16 protein-coding genes are annotated in these 18,960 nt (G+C 71.5%); 11 read left to right on the top strand and 5 right to left on the bottom strand.

Annotated features, from left to right (window positions below; genetic code table 11):
* The 7 genes from VK923_21040 to VK923_21010 all read left to right on the top strand — a co-directional run.
* A partial coding sequence (locus VK923_21040) for a hypothetical protein (GenBank protein HSJ47166.1) occupies positions 1-555 on the top strand: 555 nt, incomplete at its 5' end.
* The gene (locus tag VK923_21035) at positions 552-1,421 is read left to right on the top strand and encodes a type II secretion system F family protein (protein HSJ47165.1); all 870 of its coding nucleotides are present in this window, start codon (positions 552-554) and stop codon (positions 1,419-1,421) included. The genes VK923_21040 and VK923_21035, both read left to right, overlap by 4 nt.
* 15 nt (positions 1,422-1,436) lie before the next feature.
* Complete coding sequence (locus VK923_21030; protein HSJ47164.1) at positions 1,437-1,628, top strand: hypothetical protein; 192 nt, start codon at positions 1,437-1,439, stop codon at positions 1,626-1,628.
* Positions 1,625-2,056, top strand: coding sequence for a TadE family protein (locus VK923_21025; protein ID HSJ47163.1), 432 nt, complete (start codon positions 1,625-1,627; stop codon positions 2,054-2,056). Before VK923_21030 ends, VK923_21025 begins: the two co-directional genes overlap by 4 nt.
* Positions 2,053-2,454 carry a TadE/TadG family type IV pilus assembly protein gene (locus tag VK923_21020; protein HSJ47162.1) on the top strand — a complete coding sequence of 134 codons (402 nt, stop codon included), beginning with the start codon at positions 2,053-2,055 and terminating at the stop codon, positions 2,452-2,454. The genes VK923_21025 and VK923_21020 overlap by 4 nt, the downstream gene beginning before the upstream one ends.
* Positions 2,454-2,861: a pilus assembly protein TadG-related protein gene (locus tag VK923_21015; protein HSJ47161.1), complete on the top strand. Its 408-nt coding sequence runs from the start codon at positions 2,454-2,456 to the stop codon at positions 2,859-2,861. Before VK923_21020 ends, VK923_21015 begins: the two co-directional genes overlap by 1 nt.
* A complete protein-coding gene (locus tag VK923_21010; protein ID HSJ47160.1) occupies positions 2,858-5,806 on the top strand; it encodes a LysM peptidoglycan-binding domain-containing protein in 2,949 nt (982 codons plus the stop codon). Before VK923_21015 ends, VK923_21010 begins: the two co-directional genes overlap by 4 nt.
* 33 nt (positions 5,807-5,839) lie before the next feature.
* Here the strand turns inward: VK923_21010 and VK923_21005 are convergent, their stop codons facing one another.
* From VK923_21005 to VK923_20995, 3 genes are all read right to left on the bottom strand, one after another.
* Positions 5,840-5,971 carry a hypothetical protein gene (locus VK923_21005; protein HSJ47159.1) on the bottom strand — a complete coding sequence of 44 codons (132 nt, stop codon included), beginning with the start codon at positions 5,969-5,971 and terminating at the stop codon, positions 5,840-5,842.
* A 533-nt stretch (positions 5,972-6,504) separates the two neighbouring features.
* Entirely contained in the window at positions 6,505-6,978 is a 474-nt protein-coding gene (locus tag VK923_21000; GenBank protein ID HSJ47158.1) for an NUDIX domain-containing protein, read from the bottom strand.
* A 296-nt stretch (positions 6,979-7,274) separates the two neighbouring features.
* Positions 7,275-7,958, bottom strand: coding sequence for an AAA family ATPase (locus VK923_20995; GenBank protein HSJ47157.1), 684 nt, complete (start codon positions 7,956-7,958; stop codon positions 7,275-7,277).
* A 339-nt stretch (positions 7,959-8,297) separates the two neighbouring features.
* On the opposite strand from VK923_20995, the gene VK923_20990 reads away from it, so the two are divergent.
* Positions 8,298-9,959, top strand: a complete 1,662-nt coding sequence (locus VK923_20990) for a GntR family transcriptional regulator (protein HSJ47156.1) — start codon at positions 8,298-8,300, stop codon at positions 9,957-9,959.
* On the opposite strand, the gene VK923_20985 is transcribed toward VK923_20990, so the two are convergent.
* Together VK923_20985 and VK923_20980 are read right to left on the bottom strand one after the other, a co-directional pair.
* The gene (locus VK923_20985; GenBank protein ID HSJ47155.1) at positions 9,941-10,303 is read right to left on the bottom strand and encodes a hypothetical protein; all 363 of its coding nucleotides are present in this window, start codon (positions 10,301-10,303) and stop codon (positions 9,941-9,943) included. The two genes, VK923_20990 and VK923_20985, sit on opposite strands and share 19 nt — an antisense overlap.
* Positions 10,304-10,632: 329 nt before the next feature.
* Complete coding sequence (locus VK923_20980; GenBank protein HSJ47154.1) at positions 10,633-12,216, bottom strand: DEAD/DEAH box helicase; 1,584 nt, start codon at positions 12,214-12,216, stop codon at positions 10,633-10,635.
* 420 nt (positions 12,217-12,636) lie between these two features.
* On the opposite strand from VK923_20980, the gene VK923_20975 reads away from it, so the two are divergent.
* The 3 genes from VK923_20975 to VK923_20965 form a co-directional block, all read left to right on the top strand.
* Positions 12,637-15,390 carry a carboxylate--amine ligase/circularly permuted type 2 ATP-grasp protein gene (locus VK923_20975; GenBank protein HSJ47153.1) on the top strand — a complete coding sequence of 918 codons (2,754 nt, stop codon included), beginning with the start codon at positions 12,637-12,639 and terminating at the stop codon, positions 15,388-15,390.
* 100 nt (positions 15,391-15,490) lie between these two features.
* Positions 15,491-17,272, top strand: a complete 1,782-nt coding sequence (locus VK923_20970; GenBank protein ID HSJ47152.1) for an N-acetylglutaminylglutamine amidotransferase — start codon at positions 15,491-15,493, stop codon at positions 17,270-17,272.
* Positions 17,273-17,304: 32 nt separating this feature from the next.
* Positions 17,305-18,960: prolyl oligopeptidase family serine peptidase (locus VK923_20965; GenBank protein HSJ47151.1), on the top strand; the 1,656-nt coding region annotated here is incomplete at its 3' end.

Here is an 18,960-nt window from a genome sequence, read left to right as displayed (position 1 = left end):
GAGATGCTGCGTGACACGATGGCCGGCGCGGCCGGCCTCGAGGAGGCGATCGTCGTCACCGCGCGCCGGCCTCCACCGGTGATCGCGCCCGCGGTCATGAGGCTGGCGGGGCGGCTCGAGCACCAGAGGATGGCAGACGCGATGCGCGGCTTCGCCGACGACGTCGACGATCCGACGGCTGACCTGCTCGCAGCGGCACTGATCACCGCGGGGGAGCACGAGACACGGGACCTCAGCCGGTTGCTGGCCGCGCTCGTCGAGGCCACCAGGGCGCAGGTCGCCATGGGGGCGAGCGTCGATGCGGGACGTGCCCACGTCCGCTCGGCGACCCGTCTGGTCCTGATCATCACGGCCGTGTTCTGCGGCGCCCTGCTCACGTTCAGTGCCGACTACCTCGCGCCGTACGGCACGGTCGAGGGCCAGCTGTGGCTCGCCGTCGTCGGTGGGGTGGTCGCGTCGTCGCTCATGCTGCTGGGACGCCTGGACCGCATCGACCTGCCCTCGGCGCGACTGCTGGCGCAGGCGCCGGGTGCCGACTCAGGACGACGGGCATGAGCGTGGTGTTGCTGCTCGGCGCGGGGCTGGGCCTGGGTGTCACGCTGCTCGTCCGCAGCCTGCGGCCGCGACCCCCCGGACTCCGCGGTGCCCTCGCGGCGCTCGACCGTCCCGGCCCCGTGCGTTCCGATGACCGGCCGTCACGTCGCCGGGCCAAGATCGCCGCCCTGTCGTCGTGGGCCGCAGACCGGGCACCGGCAGCGGACCTTGAGCTCGTCGGGCGGACACCCGAACGGCATGCGGTCCGCAAGCTCAGTGCCGCCATGACGCTCGCCGCGCTGCCCGCCGCCGCCTCCGGGGTGTCCGCGCTCGCCGGTGTCGGCGTCCGTCCGGGCGCTGTCGCCATGGTGTCGCTCTGCCTGGCGCTGATCGGGTTCGTGACACCCGACATCGAGCTGCGGGGGCTCGCGGCCGAGCGTCGCGCGGAGTTCGTCCACGCGCTGTCGAGCTTCCTCGACGTCACCGCGGTCCTGCTCGCTGGCGGCGCGGGGACCGAGTCCGCGCTGCACGCCGCGGCATCCCTCGGCGACGCGTGGCCCCAGCAGCGCCTGCGCGCCGCGCTCGACCGGTGCCGGCTGACCGGCCAGACACCGTGGGAGGTGCTGGGACTGCTCGGTGACCGGCTGCAGATCGACGAGCTGTCACAGCTCGCCACGAGCCTGCAACTGGCCGGCGAACAGGGGGCACGGGTCCGCATCACCTTGACGGAGCGGGCGCGGGCGTTGCGCTCGGCGCAGCTGACGGCGGTCGAGACCCGGGCCCGCGCCGTCACCGAGCAGATGAGCGTGCCCGTCGCACTGCTGGCCGTCGCCTTCATGTTGTTTGTCGGTTTCCCGGCGGTCTGGGTCGTCCTTGGTGAGCTGTGAACGAAAGGAACGCACATGATCTCCCTGCTCTGGCTGCACGTCCAGCTGCTTGCCGTGCGCCGTCGCATCGCCGTCGAGCAGCGCGGCGCGCTATCGACCGAGGCGGTGGTGATCACCGCGGCGCTGGCGGCCCTGGCGATCGTGGTGGTCGCGATTATCACCGAGAAGGTGACGGCGAAGGCCAACGGCATGAACCTCGGCGGCTGACGGCGGCGCGTGTTGGCTGGCTGGGGCCGTGGGGGTGTCCGAGGAGGGCGGGTATCGCTGACGACGATGGCGCCGGCAGCACCGAGCTCGTGATCGTGTTCCCGGCGGTCCTGCTCGTGATACTGCTGGCCATCCAGTTCGGTCTGTATCTGCACGCCGCCCAGATCGCCGAGGCCGGCGCCCAGGAAGCGGTCGAGGCCGCCCAGGGTGAGCGGGGCGGCGCGGCCGAGGGTGAGGCCGCGGCACACGCGCTCCTCGGGCACCTCGGTGCCCTGCGTGCACCGCGCGTCGCTGTCGAGCGGACCGCGACGGTCGTGACCTCCACGGTCGTCGGACGGGCGCACCAGGTGGTCCCGGGCCTGCCGGTAGCCGTGAGCGCAAGTGCCGAGGGTCCGGTTGAGCGCTTCGTCCCGGAGACCGCGCCATGACGCGCGACGACGGTGGGATGTCCGCGGAGCTGGCCGTCCTGGCACCGGCGCTCGTGCTGTGCATGCTGTTCGTCGTGTTTGCGGGGCGCCTCGGCCAGGCGCAACAGGATGTCGCCCAGGCCGCCGCCGAAGCCGCGCGGACCGCGTCACTGGCTCGTGGGCCGCAGCTCGTCGGCGTGCGCGACATCGTGCGACGCAACCTCACCGCGTCCGGCGTCGCATGCCGGAAGCTGGCCGTCGACACGTCGTCGAGCGACTGGCGTCCCGGCGGCAGCGTGCGCGTCGACGTGCGATGTTCCGTTGACCTCAGCGGGGTCGCCGGACTGGGACTTCCCGGGAAACGAACCGTCGACGGCCACGCCGTCGAGGTCATCGACACCTACCGCGGTGGCCCGTAGTGCGCCGCGAGGACGGCAGCCTCAGCGTCTTCGTCGTCATCGTCACGATGGCGCTGCTGTTGACGGCCGCCCTCGTGCTCGACGGTGGTCGGCTGCTCGCTGCGCGCCGGCAGGCGGCGGACATCGCCGGCAACGCCGCCCGCGCGGGCGTGCAGGCGGTGGATGAGCACGAACTGCGTTCCGGTCGCGCGATCGTCGATCCGGTCGACGGCCACGACGCGGTCGCCGCGTACCTCGCATCGACGCCAGCCACCGGGACCACCCGGATCACCGGCGACACGGTCACCGTCGACGTGCGGATGCGCGTGGAGATGCTGCTGCTCGGCCTCGCCGGGGTCGGCGATCCGACGGTGACAGCGTCCCGGCAGGCACGGGCCGCGACCGGTGTGAGCGATGGAGGACCATGATGCGCCCGTCCCGACGACGTCACGATCTCGCAGCCGGCTTCGCGGCCGGGGTCGGGCTGGTGCTGCTCGTGGCCGGCGTGCCCATCGCGCTGGCGGTGACGGTCGGTTGGCCGCTGCCGCGGTCGATGCCACAGCTCGAGACGGTGATGGCCGCACTGCGGTACGGGCAGATCGCTCCGACGACGCTCCTGCAGGCCCTGGCCGTGGTCCTGTGGCTCACGTGGGCCGCGATCACGGCGGGCATCATCCTCGAGATCGCAGCGGTGCTGCGACGGACCGTGGCACAAGCACTTCCCGGGCTCGGTCCGGTGCAGCAGCTCGCGGCGCGCCTCGTGGCGACCGTGATGCTGATGTCATCGGTCACCACCCGAGCCGCGGCCGAGCCACCGCCCGTGCCGCCGACCGCAGGCGCGCCCGTCGAGGCCAGAGCCGACCAGCACACTTCGCGGCCCGAGGACGCGCCGCCCCCGGAGCAGCAGGCGACCACAGGTGCGTGGTGGACGGTACGCACGCACGACTCGCTGTGGTCGATCGCCGAGCGCACCCTCGGTGAGGGTCATCGATGGAAGGAAATCGCAGCTCGCAACATCGACCGCCCACAGCCGGACGGGGGACGGCTGCAGCGGGGCGCCACCCTGATCCGCCCGGGGTGGCGGCTCGAGCTGCCTCCGGACGCCAACGTCCCGGCCCCTCCCGCCCGGGTCACGGTCAGCGCTGGGGATGACCTGTGGAGCATCGCCGAAGAGCACCTCGACGACGGCGAGCGGTGGCGCGAGATCCATTCCCGCAACCGGGGACGGCGCCAGCCCGATGGCGGGCACGTCGATGATCCCGACCTGATCCGCCCAGGATGGGTCCTGCGCCTACCGACCATGGAGCCATCGTCGGACGGCACCGGCGAGGGTGCCAGGTCAGACGACGGTGGGACACGTGCGGGATCGGACCATGGTGGCCGACGTGCAGGGTCACGCACGGGAGCGCGAGACGAGGCGCCTCGGCCGCCTACGGACCACCCCGGCGGCGCGACGGCACCAGTGCCTGCCCCGGTCACGCCCTCGACGTTGCCGCCGCCCGTGGCGAGGCCGGAAGCCGCCGACAGCGCCGTCGGCTCGGAGCCACCCGCCCTCCCTCATCGAGGACAGCTCGCGCCTGCCCGGTTCGAGGCACCCGCACGCGAACGCAACGACGATTGGAACCTGGCACCCGCCGCCACGGCGGTCCTGGCGGCTGTGCTCCTCGGGCTGATCGCGAACCGCCGACGCCACCGGCTCCGGCACCGCGCGGTCGGTGCCGTCCCTGCGCCCGTCGACCCCGAGGCTGCCGAGCTCGAACGCTGGCTGCGATCAATGGCCGAGCACGACCTCACGCACCGCACCGACCGTGTGCTCTGCACGCTGACCGAGCACTTCGCCGAGCATGGAGCCGCCCCGGAGGTGCGTGCGGTCGAGCTCGGTGAGGACGTCGTGCTGCACCTCTCGACCGCTGAGCAGACGACGCCGCCCGGCGTCACCGCGTCGGACGACGGCCGGCGGTGGATCGTCGCAGCGGAGCTCGAGATGGCGCCTGCTACGCACGATCGTCGCTACGTCCCTGCGCTCGTCTCGTGCGGCCGCACGGACGCAGGTGCGCTGCTGCTCATTGATCCCATCGCGGTCGCCGGCGTCGGCGTGTGCGGCCCGGACGATCTGGTCGCCGACGCCATGACGTCGTGGACCGCGGAGCTCGCCGCAGCCGGCGCCGCCCGCGGCGCCGAGATCGTCGTCGTCGGCCGCCACCACCCGCTCGTCGAACGATTGGCCCGGGTGTCGATCGCTGCCGACGCCGGCGCGGCCCTCGATCGCGTCCGGCGATTGGGCGACGCCGTCGAGCGGGCGGACTCGCGCATCGTGGTGCTGTGCGGATCGGGAGTGGCGGATGACGACGTGCACGCGCTGCTTGATGCCGCGGCGCACCCCGCTGTCGGCCTCGTCGTGGCCGGTCGTGAGGGGCCGGCGACCCAAGTGGAGCTCAGTGGCCACGAGGTACGGCTGTGGCCCGACGACATCCGGCTCGACCCGCCGGAGTGGCTGACGCCGGATGACTGGGACCGGTTCGGTGACCTGCTGCGTCCGACGACCCACGGCCACGTCGCGACGCCCGGACCGCCAGCGCTGCGACCGGTGCTGGCCGACGATCACATGCGACTGGCAACGGCGACCGACGAGCGGCGGTCCATTCGCGTCGTGGGTCTGCTGGGCCCACTGACGATCGACGATCGCTCACTGACCATCGACGCCGACGCGGCGGAGCTGCTGACCTGGCTCGCCGTCCATCGGACCGGTGCGGACGTCGGTACGCTGCTCGGCCTCCTACGGCCGGGGCGCACACCGGATCCGGATGTACTCGAGCATGCCATTGCCACGGTCGACGCCCTCCTCGGCACGTCCGACCCGGCGGTCGTGCGCACCGACGACGGCCGCCTCGAGCTCAGCGACACCGTCACCACGGACCTCGCACGCTGCGACGAGCTGGTCGGCGGGCTCGACCACCAGCCGCCTCCGGCCCAGGCCCGCAGCATCTACACGGCGCTGGAGCTGGTGCGGGGCGAGCCGTTCACCGACGCAGCGGCGTGGGCACACGCCGACGGAACCGCGCTGCGGACGGCGGGCATGATCATCGACATCGCCCACCGGTTGGCAATGCAGTCGCTGACGATTGGTGACGTCGAGCGAGCAGCATGGGCCGTGGACCGCGGCCTGCTCGCCGCGCCGACCAGCGAGCTGCTGCACAGGGACCGTATGCGCACCGCGGACATGGCCGGCGACCCTGCGGGCGTCGACGCGTGCATGCGCCGGCTGCGCCTGCGCGTCGAAGCCGACGGCGGCTGGCTCACCCCCGAGACCGAGGCCCTCTACCGCGAGCTGCGCGCGGCGGCCCCGCCGGACGTCGCGGAGGACGCCTCCTGAACGCGCCGTGAGGGAGGGGCGTCGTCGACAGGGTCAGCTGGCGAGCAGCGTCCGAGCCCCGGGTCCACGGTCAGCTGGCCCGACGTGCGCGTACGCGTCGAGCGCATCGAGCATTCCCTTGGCACTGACGGGGTCCATGTGCGCGACGAGCGCGCGGCTGTCCATCCAGCGCATCGTCCGCGTGCCAGAGGTGATGTCGGATCCGACACCCTTGATCTCGCATCGGAAGAATTCGACGGCGCCATCGGCCGCTCGGATAGCAGCCGGTGGTGGCCAGGTCCCGGATCTCGAACCCCGTGGCACCCCGCACGTACTGCCGGAGCCGGACCTCAGCGTCCTCACCGGATGAGACCCGCCCCCCGGGCAGCAGCCACTCGTCATCGTCGAAGCGCTGGATGGCGAGCACACGGTGACTGACGTGCGTGATGACGGCCGCAACAGTGCGCGCAGCATCCGTTCGTCGCGGACCGTCACCTGGGGCCATGACCTGTGCCTCCCGTCCGAGGTTCGGCCCTTCAGACGGCCGAATCGGGCGAAACGATGCGCCGCCAGCTGGCGTCGACGGGTGCATCATGCGCGGTCATGGTCAGGCGACGATGAACGAGATGAGCCAGACAAACGTCACGACGGCCGCCATGCGTTCGTGGTTCTGGCCGAGGGCGGGCATGAATGAACAGCCGTGTGTGGTGCATCCCATATCAGTCGGCGCCGAGAACGGTGCTTGTTCGCGATGGACATGTGCAACGGCGGGATGAATGACCCCCATCGTGGTGCCGCACCGCCGGGGCCGAGTTCGAGCCGCGGTCGAGCGCGTCGAGAACTCGCTGGGCGAACACAGGGGTCATACGATCCGCGACCTCGATTCGATCCATCCAACGCACACCGACGGTCTCGGCCCAGTCGGTCTCGAGCTCGTGGGCAAGCTCACAATAGAAGACGATGGCGACGATCCCGCGGGCGATGTGCTTGTAGACGCCGGATAAGCGGACCACATCGACCAGGACGCCAGCCTCTTCCTTGATCTCGCGCGCCAGCCCGTCCTCGATCAACTCGCCTCGTTCGAGCACCGCGCCCGGCAGCTCCCACGCCCCGTTGTCGCGACGACGGACCGCAAGTACACGGCCTTCGGGGTCGACGACGACGCCCGCGACACTGACGTGATGCTGCGGCATCGGTGATGGTGATACGGCGCACGGCACTTCGTCCTTGGAGGCATCGACAGCGTCGGCCACGGAACCGCATTGCCCGACACTCACATCGCGACCTCCCCGCGCGCCCGCACGATCATGGCGGGACGAGTGTGCTCTTGTTCCGACGGCGGTAGTTGCCTAGCCAGGACCGTGGGGCGCGCCTCGTCAAGTGGCCATCAGTACACGCCCGAACCATGTCGGCTGGCAGCCCAGATCGCCGACACGGAGGAGGCCGCTGACCTATCCGCGGACTCGAACCCCTCGCCGCGTCCGCCCACCTACGCAGCCGACTCCATGGTCGGTCCACATCGTTGACCCCCGTGCTGCACGTGCGCATGTGTGGGCGCCGTACGAACGGAAGCCGACGCCGACCGGTGACGCACCGGGGCGACCTCCGCATCATCGGACTCCGGCACGTCGATGAACACGATGTGCTCGAACCGGTCGGTCAGACGGCGGTCGGGGGCGTCGTCGCCCACGTAGGCGGCGATCACGATCGGGGCGCGCCCGTAAGCGGGGCGCAGGACCTCGGCGACGAGATCGTTCATCGCGCGCTGCCTCCTCACATCGTGGCCGTCCGCGGTGGACAGCATGTCGAGCTGATCGATGAACAGGACGCTCCGTCGCCGTCCCCGCGCCTTGTTGACCGCGGGTGCGACGATCGGCTGCGACCCGCCGTTGCTGCTCGGCAGCACCGCCGCGGCGAACACCTGGACGAGATCAGCGTCGAGGCCCCACGCCACCGTGTGCGCGAGGACTGCCATGGCCACCCGAGACGGACCGTGCAGGAGGATCGATAGCGGCGGACCCGGCTGCCGGTTGTGACCGTCCCGCTCGTCCCACGCCAGATCGATCAGGTTCTCGGCGATCCGCTCGTACGGCTCGAGGCCCTGGAACCGCCCGACGTCGAGGAGGTCGGCCGGTTCGAAGACCCGGGCGACGACCTCGTCATCGGGTCCCAACCATGCATCTTGATCGTCTGCGAACACGCGAGGCGCCGAGCCTCCGCGTCCGCTGCGCACCACGCCGATGCGCGCCTGTCGGGTCACGGCTCCTAGCGCGGTCGCGATCCGCATCCACTGGCTGTCGGTTCTCATCACCCACCTCCGTGGCCGGGGTCTTCCGGTCCTCCGGTGGGCCGGCGACCGTCTGGCCGCCGACTCTACTATCGACTATAGTCGACAGGTACTTATGTGTACAAGTGCTTAGGTGCTTGTTTTCTTGTCTTCCCTTTCACTCAGGTGGGCAGTAATGTTGACGCACGCGTCAATCGATCGCGTCAGGGGCACGTGGTGGCGAGCGTGACGAGCATTCCGCCGGTCGATCCCCTTGACGACCGCGCCGTGTACAAGCAGATCGCCGACCAGCTGCGCACCCTGCTCGACGCCGGCGAGCTGCGCGGGGGCGACAAGCTACCGTCGGAGTCAGCCCTCATGCGCCGCTTCGGCACGTCGCGCGCGACGATCCGCAACGCGCTGGCGCAGTTGACGCAGGAGGGACGCATCAGGACCGAGCGCGGTGTCGGCGTCTTCGTCGCCGACGCCAAGCGGCTCATCAACCACGACCCAGCGGACTTCCTTCGGCATGGCACAAACGAGGTGAGCCCCCTTGAGCGTGACGCACACGCGCAGGGCTTCGACTACCGCCAGGCGGTCACCCTGGGCGAAATCCCGGCACCGGAGCATGTTGCGGAGTTGCTCGAGCTCGCGACCGGCGACCAGGTGTTCGCCCGGAAGCGGGTCGTCTCCACCCGCCTGCAGGGTGCACGGTGGCAGCCCGCCAAGATCGCCGACAGCTACCTCCCGCTCGACGTCGCGACAGGACGGATCCGCGAACGGGACACCGGGCCCGGCGGCACCTACGCACGGATCGGCGAGCAGGGCCATCAGCTGACCCACTTCGACGAGCACCTGATCTTCCGCATGCCCGACCCGTCCGAGGCGCGGACCCTCCGCCTCGGTGCCGGCGTGCCGGTGATCGACCAGATCCGGGTGGCCTACGCCGGTGGTCGGCCGGTCGAGTGCTTCCTCGCGGTCCTCGCCGGCGACAAGCTCCAGATCGAGTACAGCATCCCGACCGACGTGCGGCTGCCCGACACGGTGGTCCCGCCGAATGCGGACACCGTCGTCTCACCCGGCGCGAAGGTGGCGCAGCGCGGGCCCAGGACGACGACCGAGATCCGTGGAACGGTCGAGCTCGCCAGCGACCGGCCGGTCTACAAGCAGATCGCCGACCTCATCCGCGACCACATCGACCGTGGTGAGCTGATCCCCGGTGATCGCCTGCCCTCCGAGTCCGCCCTGATGCGGCACTTCGACGTGACACGTACGACAATCCGGCGCGCGATCCAGGCACTCGCGGCAGAGGGCCGCGTACGCACGGAACGAGGGGTCGGCGCGTTCGTCAAGGAGGTCGTGCTGGCGGACGCGCTCGTCCGGCAGCCCTACGACCGACTCGCGCGCCACCACTACCGGGACGAGGGCAGGTCCGGCCTGGAGATCGACGCCGAGTCGCGCGGCTACACCCACCGGGACGTGCACCAGGACCGCGTGGAGCTCGCCGACGTCCGCGCGCCCGGCGCCGTCGCCAAGTGGCTGAAGGTGGAGCCCGGCACACACGTGTTCAGGCGCCGCCGGCGCATGTGGATGGGCGACATGCCCACCCAGCTCACCGACAGCTACATGCCGACCGATCTCGCCGTCGGCAAGCTGCGTGAGGAGTTCATGGGCGAGGGCGGCGCGCACGCGCGCCTCGAGGAGCTGGGTCATCGGCTCACCCACTTCGTCGAGCGGCTCAGCGTCCGCATGCCCTACCCGCACGAGGCCCGCGCGCTGCGGCTGGAGCAGGGCGTGCCGGTCGTCGACCTCTACCAGACGGCCTACGCCGATGACCGCCCCGTCGAGTGCTTCGTGTCCGTGATCGCGGGCGATCGCTACGTGTTCACCTACCGGATCGACGCCTGAGGGCGCAGGTGCAGCATCGCCACATCGCTGTGGCGGCCGCCCGACGGTCGCATTTGCGTCTCATCGGCGCGGAGCCGTGCCATCCAGTCGTGCGGCTCGGCGACGGGATCAGACGCAGCGCGTGCGGCGTTGGCGCCATCGGTGACGAGGACCACCTCGTCGAACCTGGGGTCGGTCAACGGTGGATCGATCTTGGGCCGCTCATAGCGTCCGAGCGCGGTCAGGTTCCACTGGGAGCGATCGCGAAGGATGCGCATCTCTTCGGCAATGCGCTCCAGGTACATGGCATCGGGGTGGGCAGCGTCCCACTGCTCGAGCAGCACCCGCGTGTCATCCTTCTGCATCGAGCGCGGAGACTGCTGCGCCCCACGCGTCTTGGCTGCGGACCCAGATCTCGCAGTCGGCTGCACGCGCACCGTCCTGGGTGTCGCGCTGCTCGTCGAAGGAACCGAGGACGCGTCGATCTCGACACCGGCTGTGGTCAACGGCACCGTCCAGCGCCAGACCGGCGGCCCGACCGATGCGATGTCCTCCCGGTCTCGTGGGAGATCGAGCCACGACGCCTCGCGGAGATGCGGATCGTGCGTCGGATCACATGACGCGGCAGTGCCGCTCATCCACGGCCCCCTCGCCACGCTGCGGCACCGACGGTAGGCGAGTACGTACGCACGTGTCAATGGCTGCCGAGCCGTGGATCTGCGGTGTGGCGCCTGGTGATCGAGCGGGCGACGTCGGTGACCTCCGACAGGAAGTCCTCCTGGGCGCCCTGGTCGGGGTCCTCGCGGGTGTCGATCGCGTAGGCGATGACGAGGGTGGCGGCACGGCCATCGGGCTTCAGTCGAAGCACGCGGCCGAGGCGCTGGATCATCTGGCGGCGGGTGCGGAACGCGGCGAGCACAACCGCCAGTTCGGCGTCGGGGACGTCGACGCCTTCGTCGAGGACGCGCGGCGCGACGACGGCCTGCAGGTTGCCGTTGCGGAACTGCGCCAGCCGGATGCGGCGCGTGTCCCGTGACAGGTCGCCGTGGATCTCGTCGGCCGGCACGCCGCCGTGCCGCAGTGTCCGGGCGGCCTGCTCGGCCTGGGCGACGGTGTCGGTGAACACCAACGTCCGTGTACCCTCGGCCGCCAGGCGCGGCGCGAGCCGCTCGACGACCGCGAGCTTCGCCGCGGCCTGGGCGGCGACGTCACGCCGACCACGCAGCACCGACAGGAACGCGCGGGCCGCCACGATCTCGCGTGACATCTGCGCGTTGTGCCGGCCCTCGCCCTCGGCGGACAGCTTCGCCGCCGCGGCGATGAGCTCGAGCGGTGCCTTCGGCAGACCGTGGGCCACCAGCTCGGCGCGATGCTCGCGCACGCGGCGGTCGGCCGCGTCGTAGGCACCGCGCTCCCGATCGGACAACGCGACGCCCACGAACTCGATGTCGAACGGCGCGATCACCCCGTCGGCGGCGGCCTGTGCGAACCCGTATGCGGCGACGACCCCGCGGAAGTAGGGGCCGAGCACGTCGACCAGGCCGTCGTCCGTGCGTTCGTACGTCGCCGTCAGCGCCAGCCGCATCGCAAAGTCGGCCTTGAGCGCGGCACCCCACGTCGGTGCGCCATAGCGGTGGGCCTCGTCGGCGACGAGCAGGCCGACGGCGCCGGGAGGCAGGTCGACCGGCAGCCCGGCCGCCGACTGCGGCGTCGCGATGACGACGTGGTGGTCGTGGAGGTCGTCGGCCCGCCCGCCGCCGAGCTGACCGACCCGTGCGTCGGGCACATGATGATGTACCTCGGTACGCCACTGCGCGAGCAGGTCGAGTGTCGGCACGAGCACGAGCGCGCGACCGCGGTTGGCGAGGCAGGCCCGCACTGCCGCGATCGCCAGGCGGGTCTTGCCGGTCCCGGTCACCGCCTCGACGACGCCGACGCACCCGGCGGCCGCCCACGCCGCGAACGCGCTGACCTGCCAGTCCCGCAACGCCAACCCGGCCAGCGGGTCGTGCCGGTCGACGGCCGCAGCAGGCTCCGGGGCCGCCGGCACGTCGGACACCGCGGTGCGGGCGCCAGCGTCGGGGTCCACCAGCCAGGTAGCGCGACCCAGCACGTCGATGCGGCGGAAGCGGCCGTCGCGCACCAGCGCCCGCTCGACGGCCGCGCGCGACACACCGCCGCCGGTGACCGCCGTGACCGCCTTGACCAGACGCGGTGTGGTGAGCCCGTCGGGGTGGCCGGCCAGCACCTCGACCACGGCGTCGGCGATCGTGTTCAATACTGGTCGACGATAGCGGACGCCACGAGGCGGTCGGCGTCACCATCAACAGCCGACCGGGCGAGCCGTTCTGATGATCGCGGTCGGCGCGCGGCGCGGTCGACGCCGCACCGACCGTGACCCCGAGCCTCCGCGGACCGGTCCAGGGGCCCACCGGGGCGCACAGGTGCCGCGGTCGCGACGGTTGGCGACCGCGCTGCGGGAACAGCGATGTGACGCGGGCTCGTTCCTACCGACACCGGTCCAGGGGCCCACCGGGGCGCACACGCGCCGCGGTCGCGACGGGTGGCGACCGCGCTGCGGGAACAGCGATGTGACGCGGGCTCGTTCCGACCGACGCACGCCGGGGCAAACATGGGTCAGCGCGGCGTCCGGCCCGGGCCGGGCGCGCTCTGGACGGATCCCGCGGAGGCGATGACGATGCAGGGCGACAGCGACGCGCTGGTCGACGTGGCCGGAGACCAGTTGCGCGGCGGGCACGACGTGACGCCGGCGCACGCCGGCGCGGCGAAGACAGGCGGGAGCCCGATGACCGTCGGCGTGGAGGAGGAGTTCCACGTCATCGATCTCGACAGCCGGGAGCTCGTGCCGCGGGGGCCGGAGATCCTGGAGCGGCTGCCGTCCGACCAGTTCACCGCCGAGCTGCACCGTTCGATGGTCGAGACCAACTCCGACGTGTTCACCGACCTCGAGGACCTGCGCGACGCGCTGCTGCGCATGCGCCGGCAGGCCGCGGACGTCGCCGAGACGCTCGGCCTCGGCATCGCCGCGGTCGGCACCGTGCCACTCGTCGAGGCCGAAGAGATGCGCATGACGCCGACGTCGCGCTTCGAGCAGATGCACGACGACTACCAGCTGCTGGCGCGCGAGCAGCTGATCTGCGGGACGCAGGTGCACATCGGCCTGGACGACCGCGACACGGCGGTCGCCGTCGCTCAGCGCGTGTCACGCTGGCTGCCGGTGCTGCTGGCGCTGTCCGCCAGCTCGCCGTACTGGATGGGCGCCGACAGCGGCTACTCGAGCATCCGCTCGCTGCTGTGGCAGCGCTGGCCGACCGCCGGTGCCAGTGGCCTGGTCCAGTCGGCCACTGACCACGACGACCTGGTCGCCGAGCTCATCTCGTCCGGCACGATCTCGGACCGCAAGATGATCTACTTCGACGTGCGCCCGTCGGCGCACGTGCCCACCCTGGAGCTGCGCGTCACCGACTCCTGCCCGGACGTCGACGACATCGTGCTGCTGGCCGGGCTGTACCGCGCGCTGGTGCTCCGTGAGCGCGAGGCGGTGCTGCAGGGACGCCCGTTGGTGTGGGTGCGCGGGCCCGTGCAGCGGGCCGCCACGTGGCGCGCCGCGCGGTCCGGGCTGGAGGGCCACCTGGTGGACCTGTCCGACTTCGCGCGGCCGGTCCCGGCACGCGACGCGGTCATGTCACTGGTCGACGGCCTGAGACCCCAGCTTGAAGCGCACGACGACTGGGAGCAGATCTCGCAGCTCGCCGGGCGTGCCTGTGAGCGGGGCAGCGCCGCCTGTTGGCAGCGGCGGATTTTCGCACGGCGCGAGCGCTTCGCCGACGTCGTCGACGCCCTGCTGGCGGCCACGTGCCGGCGCGACGAGGCCGAGGGAGCCGTCGGGCGCGAGACCCAGCCGCTGCTCGCCGGCTACCGACGCCGCGCGGACCACGCGCTCGACGGCTCGCGGGGCCGCGTGTTCGGCGGTGACGAGGTCATCGCCGCCGACGGTACGGTGCTGCACCCGTACGGGCCGCTCATGCAGTTGCTCGAGGACCTGGGTCCACTCGGCCTGCGCGAGCGCGAGAAGGCCCGCGACGACGAGCAGCGCGCGAGGAACATGACGTTCCGCGTGTCGGGTCAGGCCAGGACACGGCTGTATCCGATCGACATCGTGCCGCGGACGGTACGTGCCGATGACTGGGCCGAGCTCCAGCGTGGGCTCATCCAGCGGAGCCGCGCGCTCAACGCGTTCCTCGACGACGTCTACGGCGAACGCCAGATCGTCGCCGACGGTGTGATCCCAGCCTGGGTGATCGACGGCGCACCGGGCCTGCTGCCGCTCGCCGCACTGCTGGACCAGCCGGTGCGCGCTCATGTCGCGGGCATGGACCTGATCCACGACGCGTCCGGCAACTTCGCGGAGCCTGGTTCCGCGAACGACGCGGCGGACCGGCTCCGCCGGACCGGACGTTGGTACGTGCTGGAGGACAACCTCCGCGTGCCGTCCGGCCTGGGCTACGCCGTCGCCAACCGCCGGCTGTCCCAACACCTGTGGGTGGACCTGGACTGGCCCGACGGTGTCCGCGACGTCGAGATCGCCTTCAGCATGCTGCGTGACACGCTGCGCGCGGCCGTGCCGGCAGGGTCGACGACACCCGATCCGTGTGTCGTGCTGCTCACCGAGGGCCCGAACGACTCGGCGTGGTTCGAGCACCAGCTGCTCGGTGACGAGATGGACGTCCCCGTCGTGCGCACGACCGACCTGATCGTGCAGGACCGCGTGGTCTACCTGCGGCGCCACGGCATCCGCCGCCGCGTCGACGTGATCTACCTGCGTATGGACGACGACCACCTGGTCCACGCGTCGGGCGCCGACGGGCGCCCGCTGGGCCCATCACTGCTGTCAGCCGTGGCGTCGAGGACCGTGACGCTGGCCAACGCACCCGGCAACGGCATCGGCGACGACAAGGCCGTGTACGCGTACGTACCCGACATGATCGACTACTACCTCGGCGAGCAGCCACTCCTGGCGCACGTGCCCACCTACCTGTGCGGCGACGAGGAGCATCGCGCCGACGTGCTCAGCCGGCTCGACGAACTGGTCGTCAAGCCGGTCGACGGTTACGGTGGCGAGGGCGTGCTGATCGGACCGCACGCCCGCGACGAGGAGATCGAGGCGATCCGTCGCCAGATCAGGACCGCGCCACACCGCTGGATCGCCCAGGAGGCGATGCGGCTGTCCACGCACCCGGTCTTCGACGGCGGCCGGCTGACGCCACGCCACATCGATCTGCGGGCGTTCGTGCTGCACGGCGACGACGTCCGGGTCGCGCCCGCCGCCCTGACCAGGGTGGCGCCCGAGGGCAGCCTGGTCGTCAACTCGTCGCGTGGCGGTGGCGCGAAGGACACGTGGGTGCTGGCGGCCGGGGCGCCGCCCCCGTGACACGTGATGCGTCCGCGAGGGATCAGGACGCCCGGCCTCATGGTGCGGCGGGCCGCGGCCGGTCGGAGCGAACGACGTCAGCGAGCACGGGAGCGTTGCCATGTGCGGAGTCGGCGGAGAGTGGCGGCGGGACGGACGACGGGCCGACGTCACCGATGTCGAGCCGATGCTGGGGTGCCTGAAGCCGCGCGGGCCTGACTCGGGTGGCACGTGGACCGATGGCACGGCAGCGCTCGTCCACCGGCGGCTTGCGATCATCGACAGGTCCGACGCGGGGGCCCAGCCGATGGTCGACAACGAGCTCGACCTCGTCCTGGTCTTCAACGGCTGCATCTACAACTACAAGGACCTGCGCGAGGAGCTGCACGGTCACGGTTACCGCTTCTTCTCGACCTCCGACTCGGAGGTCGTGATCAAGGCGTACCACCGCTGGGGCATCCGCTGTGTCGACCGCTTCCGCGGGATGTTCGCATTCGCGCTGTACGAGCGCGGGAGCGGACGCCTCGTGCTGGCGCGTGACCGGCTTGGCATCAAGCCCTTGTACGTGTCCGAGACACCGCGGAGGATCCGGTTCGCTTCGACGCTGCCGGCGCTGCTCGCCACGGGCGACGTCGACACGAGCGTCGACAAGGTCGCGCTGCACCACTACCTGAGCTTCCACTCGGTCGTGCCACCGCCCCGCACGATCCTGACCGGCGTGCGGAAGCTGCCGCCGGCGACCGTCCGCGTCGTCGATCCCGACGGCTCGACGACCGACACCCGCTACTGGGACGTCGACTTCGCCCGCGGCGACCGCGTCGGCATGGACGCCGCCGACTGGCGCGCGGCCCTGCTCGACTGCCTGCGCCAGGCGGTGGACCGTCGCACGGTCGCCGACGTGCCCGTCGGCGTGCTGCTGTCGGGCGGGCTCGACTCCAGCCTGGTCGTGGCGCTGCTCGCCCAACAGGGCCAGGCAGGGCTGACCACGTTCAGCATAGGCTTCGAGACCCACGGCGGCGAGCCGGGCGACGAGTTCGTCTACTCCGATCTCGTGGCCGAGCGGTTCGGCAGCAACCACCATCAGATCCACATCGATACCGCCCGCCTGGGCCCCGCGCTGATCGACGCGATCGGCGCGATGAGCGAGCCGATGGTCAGCCACGACGTCGTGGCCTTCCACCTGCTGTCGCAGGAGGTCTCCAGGCACGTCAAGGTCGTGCAGTCCGGCCAGGGCGCCGACGAGGTCTTCGCCGGCTACAGCTGGTACCCGCCGCTGGTCGACCTCGATCGGGACAAGGCGCTCGACGGCTACGCCGACGCCTTCTTCGATCGGTCGCACGTCGAGCTCAACGCCGCGTTGCAGCCGCAGTGGCGACTCGACACCGATGTCAGCCGGGCCCTCGTCGCCGAGCACTTCGATCGTCCCGGTGCCGACACCGCCGTCGACGCCGCGCTGCGGCTCGACACCCAGGTGATGCTGGTCGACGACCCGGTCAAACGCGTCGACAACATGACGATGGCGTGGGGCCTGGAGGCCCGTGTGCCGTTCCTCGACGCCGACCTCGTCGAGCTCGCCGCAGCCTGCCCACCCGAGCTGAAGCTCGCCGACGACGGCAAGGGGATCCTCAAGGCCGCCAGCCGCGGCGTGGTGCCCGACGAGATCATCGACCGCACGAAGGGCTACTTTCCCGTACCCGCCGTCCGGCACATGGCCGGCCCCCTGCTCGACCAGGTGACCGACGCCCTGTGCGGGCCCGCCGCGCGGGAGCGCGGCCTGTTCGACGACGGATACATTGCACAGCTGTTTTCGGGGCCGAACGAGACGCGGACCACCCTGGGTGCGAACGGCCTGTGGCAGTTCGCCCTGCTCGAGATGTGGCTGCAGAACATGGGAGCTGGATGACATCGTCAGGCGGCGGCACCAGGGAGGCGGGCATGCGCATCGTCCACCCCATGGCGGACGTCGAGCCCGTCCCCACGACCGCCGCGCTCGCGCCGGACACCGAGCCGGCCGTTGCGACCACCGCGAACTGGTCCGCGACGGCCTCGCCCGACGGCGTCGGGCTCGCCTTCGTGTCCAACCGCAGCGGGGAGCCGAAGCTGTGGGTGCGGGCGTCCCCCGCCGACCGGCCGACGATGCCGGGCAGCGGCGTCCACCCGGTCGAGAAGGTCCGGTGGTCGCTGGACGGGCAGTGGCTGGCCTACGCCGTCGCCCCCGGCGGCGCTGCTCGGACCGAGGTCTGGATCATGCGCCCGGACGGCTCGGACCAACGCCAGGTCGGCGGCTTCGGTGACTGCTCGGCGACCTTCGGCGCCTGGGGCCACGGGAGCCCGTCGCTGCTGCCGGTCGCGTCGACCGCCGGGGAGTGGTCGGCGAGCCAGGCGTTCCTCCTGGACCCCACGACCGGCCGCCACGTGCCGCTGGCCGCCGGCGGACTGCTGCACGCCCTGGACGTCTCACCCGACCACCACTGGGGGCTCGTGCGGCACGGGCCCCGGACCGCCCGGTGGGTCGAGATCGTCGAGATCGCGACCCAGGCGACCACCGCACCCGTCCCCGCCGACGACGTCGGCTCGACCGACCAGGCGCAGTTCGCGCTGGACGGCACGCGGGTCCTCCTGCGCAGTGACGTGGGCCGGGACCTGGCCGCCCTCATGGTGACGGCGACCACCGGCGGGCCGGTGGAGGTCCTCGGCGAGCGCGACGACGCCGAGCTCGAGAGCTTCACCGTGAGCGGCGACGGACGCACCGCGGCACTGCTGTGGAACGTCGACGGCGGCCGCAGCGAGCTGTCGCTGGTCGACATCGGCCGTGGCGACCACCGCCCGCTGGCCGCGCCACCCGCCGAGGTCCTCGGCTGGTGTGAGCTGTCCGTCGACGGCAGCCGCCTCCTCGTCACAGCGCAGGGACCGTCGCAGCCGCGCAACATCTGGGTGGTCGACGTGGCCTCGGGTGGCACGCGGCCCGTGACCTACGGCCCACCGCAGGTCGTGCCCTCGACACCGCTGTCGCCGGAGCTGCATCGCTTTCCCGCCGAGGACGGTCTCGGGTTGTCGGGGTGGCTGTACCGGACGGGACCGGCGCCGGGGGCGGTCGTGCTGTCCTTCCACGGCGGACCCGAGGCGCAGGACCGTCCGGTGTTCAACCCGCTGTACCGCGAGCTGGTCAGCGCCGGCATCACCGTGTTCGCACCGAACGTTCGCGGGTCGTCGGGCTTCGGGCGGCAGTTCGTCAACGCCGACAACCTCGACCGGCGCTTCCAGGCGTTCACCGACGTCCGGGCCGCCGTCACCTACCTGGTCGACGCGGGCATCGCCGAGCCGGGCCGCATCGGGTGCATGGGCCGATCCTACGGCGGCTACCTGACGCTAGTCGCGTTGACCTGGTATGCCGAGCTGTTCGCGGTCGGCGTCGACGTGTGCGGCATGGTCGACCTCGAGACGTTCTACGCCAACACCGAGCCCTGGATCGCCGAGGCCGCGTACAGCAAGTACGGGCACCCGGAGCGCGACCGGGATCTGCTGCGCGCGCTGTCACCGATCCACCGCATCGACGAGCTGCAGGCGCCCCTGCTCGTGGTCCATGGTGCT

The organism is Euzebyales bacterium (genome assembly GCA_035461305.1).
Lineage (GTDB): Bacteria > Actinomycetota > Nitriliruptoria > Euzebyales > JAHELV01 > JAHELV01.
Note: the sequence above shows the minus strand (reverse complement) of the source record. Positions and strands in the feature narration are given on the sequence as shown.